This window comes from Halorubrum sp. SS7, assembly GCF_005435055.1.
GTDB lineage: Archaea > Halobacteriota > Halobacteria > Halobacteriales > Haloferacaceae > Halorubrum > Halorubrum salinarum.
Map to the genome: position 1 here is coordinate 1 of NZ_SGXV01000040.1, position 4,490 is coordinate 4,490.

Annotated in this window: 4 protein-coding genes; 2 read left to right on the forward strand and 2 right to left on the reverse strand. The window is 58.7% G+C overall.

The genetic code is table 11. The features are described from left to right. The first annotated feature begins 69 nt into the window (after window positions 1–69). Window positions 70–855 carry a hypothetical protein gene (locus EXE44_RS16045; RefSeq protein WP_137706740.1) on the forward strand — a complete coding sequence of 262 codons (786 nt, stop codon included), beginning with the start codon at window positions 70–72 and terminating at the stop codon, window positions 853–855. A gap of 194 nt (window positions 856–1,049) precedes the next feature. On the opposite strand, the gene EXE44_RS16050 is transcribed toward EXE44_RS16045, so the two are convergent. After that, window positions 1,050–1,256 (reverse strand): hypothetical protein, encoded by a 207-nt coding sequence (locus EXE44_RS16050; RefSeq protein WP_092920993.1) that lies wholly within the window; start codon window positions 1,254–1,256, stop codon window positions 1,050–1,052. Between the two features lie 616 nt (window positions 1,257–1,872). Here EXE44_RS16050 and EXE44_RS16055 point away from each other — a divergent pair. Next, complete coding sequence (locus tag EXE44_RS16055; protein ID WP_137717926.1) at window positions 1,873–2,124, forward strand: hypothetical protein; 252 nt, start codon at window positions 1,873–1,875, stop codon at window positions 2,122–2,124. A 536-nt stretch (window positions 2,125–2,660) separates the two neighbouring features. On the opposite strand, the gene EXE44_RS16060 is transcribed toward EXE44_RS16055, so the two are convergent. Next, on the reverse strand, window positions 2,661–3,719 hold the full coding sequence (locus EXE44_RS16060) for a PAS domain-containing sensor histidine kinase (protein WP_092920995.1): 1,059 nt from the start codon (window positions 3,717–3,719) through the stop codon (window positions 2,661–2,663). Window positions 3,720–4,490 lie beyond the last annotated feature (771 nt).

Sequence of the window (4,490 nt, forward strand, 5' to 3'; positions counted from 1 at the left end):
CCTCAGGCTGTCTCTCTGAGGATCGAGTCCAGCCATAACATACGAGTGGTTCACGTTTGAACTGCGGGTATGCCGCTTGGTCCCCTCCACAGCCACCGCTCATCAAATTCCTCTTCTGAGGACTACGCCAGCGAGGACGAGTCATCATCTGGCACCGCTGACCAGGTCGGTCCGACGACTCCCACCCGGACGGTTTCTCGGCGGCGCTTTCTTGCCGGAGTAACCGCCACTGCGAGTGTCAGCCTCGCTGGCTGTACCGCTCGACTCCCGGGCAAGGCCGCGAGCGTTGACTCCAGAACCACCCGTGACGGGAACACCCTGATCTGGGCCTACCCCGCTAGTGCCGCCGAGAGCGATCAGGGGTTCGAAGGGATCGGCTACGCGGCAATCCGGTTTCAAGTGTTCAACATGGCCGTGGATGCGGACTCGGTGATTCCTGCCCTGCAGTTCAGGTTGAACTCGACTGTCGCAGACCTCGCTGCCGGAGAATCCTATCAGGGATATCAGGCAGACTCGTTCCGGTTTTACATCGGGGTCCCGCGCACTTATGATGGGGCGGCGGGGCTCCGAGCGTTCGTGCAACCGCCTCAGTGGCCCGACATCCGCACCACGTACGGCTACACCGGTGCTGTGCGAGAACTTGCTGTGCAAGCTCCTGATGTACACGAGGACGGCACGATCATCGTGGAAGGCCGATTCCAGCCGTATGATGCTACGCTGCCCAGCGAACTACATTGCGGGTTCGAGGTACAAGCTTCACAGTCAGGGCCGCTCGGCCGGACGGTACGCGTCGATGGGCGCGAAACGTTCGACGTGTCCGTGATTGACCTCCCGGAAGGGATTACAACAGCATAGCAGCGGAGATCCCAACCGGCCACAAGCAGTCGACCGATGGACCATAGCCTTCGCTACAATCTACGATGCCATCACCCCGACGTGGAACATTCGTGGTTCGTTAGGCCCAGGCATTACTAAAGTGTCAGAGAAGTGTTCTCACATCCGTTCTTTGCCGCATCTATTTCGCTCGCTTTTGGGTAGCAGATTGTTGGTCAGACCTCTTCACTGGTACCCCAGACGACAGTGGCGAGTAGCACCGCGACACCCAGGGCACTTATACTGATACCCAGAATGCTACTGATTCGTTCGTCGCTGGCACTTACCCACACCGCGCTCCCGGTGACTGACAGTGCCATCCCAGCAACGACCAGCGTCTCAGTGTCTTCCTTCTCGAACTGATTTCGGAGGGCATCTATCATTTATACTGGCACCAGATTGAGATCACATTGAATATAACGATCGCTCCTCCGTAGCGGATCGCTGGTCGTCATGGAGCGGGGTGGTTCGGGGCAGATGATCGGCGGATTCGCTCGTGACAACCGCGTCGATCTTAAGTTACTCAGTTCAAGGCTGTGACGTAACCGTAAGACAGTCCCCCACCAACAATCGCTTGCCCAAGAGCAATTTCGCTAGCTGATTAGAATGAGCCGCCAATACCAATGTACACAAGAATAGCAACTACGGTTGCAATTACGTCAAGCACGAACAGGATGGCGTAGTCCCTTGATTCCATGGCAAGGTGCCAAACCAGCAGTTACTAAGAAGTTTCGGGGACGATACTTGCTCAATTCGAAAGCGAATCTTACAGTCCTTCGACTGGGGGGCATCCCGGGAGGTAGCTCAGGCGGCCGGGGCGGCGACGAGATTTTATTACTTCCGTCCCCTTGAGCCGGACGTGTCTGGCGTCCTCGAACGAACGAGGGATGGCTATTCGGCCCAGAGACTCCAGTCCTCCTCGCTGCCATCGTCGTTGCTCTTCCGACCGCCTACAGCGTCCAGCACTGGCTGGACAGCGGGTTCGAGGCCAGCTTCCTCGTGCTGATGACACTCGGGGTCGGCGTCCCGCAACTCTACGACCGCTGGCCGCACCAGTACGAACCCCCGCTGGCGGTTGCGTGGGCGCTCGTGGCCTGTGCTGTCGTGACTGCCGTGTTCGTCGCTGTCTACCTCGTCGCCAAGGGACTGGGCGCCGGCACACCAATCGCTGCTATCGTGGTGCTCCTCGTCGCCGACCTCGGTACGCTCGCAGTTATTAAGTTGTGGACTGGTACAGCGATGTCGGAGTGAGGATTTTCGCCCCGAGGACGCGACGCCAGGAGTCAATAATCAGTGACAGTCGGTTCAGCTCTGACTGTCTGTACTGGTTCCGCAAATCTATCTTTTCAATCGGTCTTACCGCTGCTGACAGAGGATGGGAAGTTCGAAACGGCACTGCTACATACACAGTGCGAGTCGATCAGACGGCTATCGGATCGTGACGGCTGACCACTTGGCTCCCCGCTACGAAGTTGAATCGCACCTCAGTGACGAATTCGAAGGCGGAATTACCGATGGATGAGATCTCCAAGAGAAACACATCACTTTCGGTTCAATAGACATCCGTTCCGCTCCGTATGTCCCGGTGTGGGCTTGTGATTATCAAGGTAATTCACAGGTGCGGTCGCCTCGGTTGTTTTCGTGAACCTCCCCTCGTTTCGCCTCCGGACGTGGCGCTGCCGACAGACCTCGGATCGATGTCGAATGGAGCGAATTGGAGACCGGTTCATGCTGACTGAGGGAGGGTAACTCTCATCGAGACGTACGCGCCGTCGCGAACAGCGAACTCAATCGGTCGTCATCGAATCCTGGTGCTGCTTAGGCGGCAGGAGTAAGCAGACGGCGTTTCCCCCGGAATTCCGCGATTCGAACAACACCTCTCCCCCGAGCGATTCGACGCACCACTTCATCACGAACAGGCCGATCCCAGAGCCGTGGGACGTGCTCGTGGTGACGGTCGGCGAAAACAGCGCGGCGATCTCCTCGGGTGGGATCGGCGGATTCGTGTCTTTGATGCGGATCTCCGCGCGACCGGTGTTGGGCGACGGGCCGACCGTTATCTCGACTGCCGGCGCCTCGTCGTTGCTGTGGACGATCGCGTTCTCAACGGCGTGTGCGAGCGCGTACTCGAACGCATCGTTGACGTCGATCCACATCCGTTGCCGTTCGCTGACCCGGATGTCCGCGTCGGGGTGCTCGGCGCCTATCCGATTCGCGATGTCCCGCACGGCGCCCGCAGCGGAAACCCGGGCGACGCTCGTCTGCGAGTCGGTCACCGCGTGTTCGATCTGTTTCACTGACGTGGCGATGTTACCGAGCTTCTCGCCTCTGGATCGAATGGTCGACATGACCTCTTCGGACGGTCCGCTCTCGGGGCCGTTCATCGCCTGCTCCGCACATCCAATGATAATCGCGGCCTCGTTCCGGAGGTTGTGCCGGAGGACGCGCCAGAACAGTTCCGCTCGATGATGGGTGTCGTAGTGCCGTGTGATATCTCGTACCTCGACGTGGACACAGCGGTCCGCCGTCGGGCGCTGTCGCGAAGTGAACACCTGAATCCAAATGAGTTCGCCGTCCGCTCGTTTGGCTCGCCACACGAACTGTTGCGGGCTTCCGTTGGCGGCCTTGGAGAGTCGATTGTGGAACTCAGACTCGGTGTGCGGGTAGGTGTTTGCCGTGTATTCGGCCACGGAGAGCTCACGCAGTCGGTCCGAACTGTATCCGAGGATTTCCTCCAGTCGCGCATTCGCGTCGATAACAGCCCCAGAGGCGGCGTCATAGATCGCCACACCGGTGTGGAGCGTATCGAGTACCGGAGATAGCGTCCCGCATTCGGGCGAGGACATATACCCGGGAATTTCACCGAGGTACCGTTTTCGTTGCTATGAGTGATATATATCGCTCCGTACGAAATCAGCGGCCGGCCGGGAATTTTCTGATCAAGAGAGAGTCGAATTTGTATCAAGCCGACTATGACATGATCGCCCATCTCCGGAGTCCCGTCTGGGCCCACGCCATAGTCTGATTATCTCAATCTGAAAAACTACAATCTAAATGTCGGAGTGGACTCGTCTTCGTTGAGCGAGAAGGGGCATGACGGACTGGTCACGACGAGTATATATCCCACCGGTCGGCTTCTGACGCGTCCGTTCGCCTATTATAAGGGTTCAAGCACAGGCTGCCGAATAACTCGAACGAGTAACAGATGACAATAGATACCAACCAGAGGTCGAAGAACGACGAGACGACCGGGCGGAAATCGGTGAGTCCCGCGTTCATCGGTCTGGTACACCAAGTCGACAGGCGGTCGTCGGGTCCCGATCGGGTCACGGTGTTCCCAGCTGAGGCGACCGATGACGAGCGGCTGTCGACGTGGGTGACGGTGGACGCCGACTCCGTCGTCAAGCCCGAATGCTTCCGATAACCGCCCGGATGTACCGCGACTGCGGCGGGCGAGACGGTCGCGACGCCCGACGCTGCCGGTCCCCGTCGCATCCGAAGCCCCTGTCGACGCGGACTCAGATGTTTCGCCTGCCGCCGATTCGGACGCCTCTCCCAGTAAAGAACGAATCCGAGGTGATCCGTCGGTGGGCATGAAACGACGGGAACTCCTCAAC